The organism is Fischerella thermalis PCC 7521, from assembly GCF_000317225.1.
In the GTDB taxonomy this organism is placed as follows: Bacteria; Cyanobacteriota; Cyanobacteriia; order Cyanobacteriales; family Nostocaceae; genus Fischerella; species Fischerella thermalis.
The window spans coordinates 1-1,874 of sequence record NZ_AJLL01000113.1; the positions used below are offsets into that span (position 1 = coordinate 1).

Annotated in this window: 2 protein-coding genes and 1 pseudogene; 1 reads left to right on the forward strand and 2 read right to left on the reverse strand. The window is 38.2% G+C overall.

Annotation, left to right across the window (positions count from 1 at the left end):
* Positions 1–205: 205 nt before the first annotated feature.
* Positions 206–532, reverse strand: a complete 327-nt coding sequence (locus UYK_RS27710; RefSeq protein ID WP_341271180.1) for a hypothetical protein — start codon at positions 530–532, stop codon at positions 206–208.
* On the reverse strand, positions 522–1,364 hold the full coding sequence (locus UYK_RS27715) for a transposase (protein WP_157221853.1): 843 nt from the start codon (positions 1,362–1,364) through the stop codon (positions 522–524). Before UYK_RS27715 ends, UYK_RS27710 begins: the two co-directional genes overlap by 11 nt.
* 35 nt (positions 1,365–1,399) lie before the next feature.
* Between UYK_RS27715 and tnpA the strand changes: the two are divergent.
* Positions 1,400–1,803 (forward strand): annotated as a pseudogene (tnpA, locus tag UYK_RS24530) (IS200/IS605 family transposase).
* Positions 1,804–1,874: the final 71 nt, after the last annotated feature.

Sequence of the window (1,874 nt, forward strand, 5' to 3'; positions counted from 1 at the left end):
GACTCTCACCGGACTAAAATTCACGGTGATTCAAACTGTTGCTACGAGGCAGGCTAAAGCCATGCCTCTCCGCTTTTTACAGTTATTCTTCCAGAGAAAGATTCTCTGCGGGACAGTCAAAAGTCCCCTACAGGTCTTAGCTAAATCCAGGTTTAGCTGTTCCTTTACCTTGTTCAAAATATTCGCGCATCCATTGAGATCCGCGTTAATCTTGATGCATGGCTGCTGTGACAAAAAGACCTCTGAATACTCGCTTGCCCGACGACTTCCACCCTTCTGGCTTGTTTCCAAATACAGGTACAATGTCGCCATCCAAAAAGCTAGCTTGGCTAGTGTAACTCTCCTCAGTCTCTACAAAGTTAATGCCATAGATTTGGCACAACTGAGATATCCTCTCCTTTAATTTTGCAGTAGGTATCTGCACAAATGTTTGATTATTTTGAGAGCCAATATTGATACCGTTCTTATTGCCTTTATTCCAGCCAAAAACAATATTACCAATCCCATGACTAATACAGTAATTAATTACAATTCTTGCTGCCTTGTTGACAGCATCCCTCCATTAAGCGATTCCGTTTTTCAGTTATATGGGCTAATCGCTGACTCCAAAAACCTTGAGGTTTACCTTCTTTCAATTTAGATACTGCTTTGTTGTACCACTGGTTTAGGCTTTTAAGTTTTCGCCCATCAATAATGAAGCTTGTTCCTAGATTAGATACACAAGTCAACCAATTGCTTACACCTGGGTCTATACCAAGGGCTAGTTTTGGGTCTAATTTGGTGGTTACAGTCTTAATCTTGTAAGCAAATTCAGCGTAAAAACAACCATTGCGCGGAAGTATTCTTAACTCTTTGATATCTTCAAATCTAATGTTTGAAGGCATTGTAATTGAGAAATTCTTTATACCAAACCAACGGTTAACTGTTAACCCTAATGGTATTTGAATTTGATTGTCTATTAGCTTTAATGCTTGTTTTGGGTAGCTGACAACTGATAGTCCCCCTTTCTTCCTATATTTTGGTGGTTTTGGTTTATTTTCTAACTCACCTTTGCGATACTTTTTGTCCAGTTCGTAGAAGGATTTAAAGCTTTCTCTAACAGATAGCAAAGTTTGTTGTGCAACCTGTGAGTGTAGCACTTGGTAGTGTGGGTTGGTTTTGTACTCATTGATTAAGTCGAACTTACCCAATTTACTATGACATTTAAACCAAATCTGTCTGCCATAGTAAATTGCACAGTTGGTCAACTTGTTTGATTCAGAACAAATGAATTCTAGTATTGCTTTTAATTCCTTGTTTGGAGAAAGCAATACTTGTTGGCATCCATACATATTATTTGTATATAGACTATGTTGATGGTACAATGCAAAATACAACTAAGTCAAGAAATTAACTTCCCATGCCTAGCTTTATCCCTGATGAGTACAGACATGAGGGTAATGCAGTCTCTTTACTGAATTACCATTTTGTTTTTATTCCTAAAAGACGCAAAAAGGTCTTAATTGGTGCGATAGCTCAAAGACTGCAAGAGTTGATATGTGAAGTTTGCAATGAAAACAGATGGAAGATTATCGCAATGGAGATTATGCCTGACCATGTACATCTTTTTCTTATGTCAGACCAACTGATGACCCTGCTTCTGTCATTAGAAAAATTAAAGGTAGAGCTTCCCACCACTTAAGAAAAGAGTTTCCAGAATTATTGAAATTGCCTACATTGTGGACACCAAGCTATTTTGTTTCCACTGCGGGAAGTATCTCTACAGAGACAGTTAAAAACTACATTGCACAGCAACGAAGTTGACTGGTAGGTTAAAACCTACCAAATAGTTTTCATCCCTGGACTAAAGTCACAGGGTTTTCAACATATCCCTT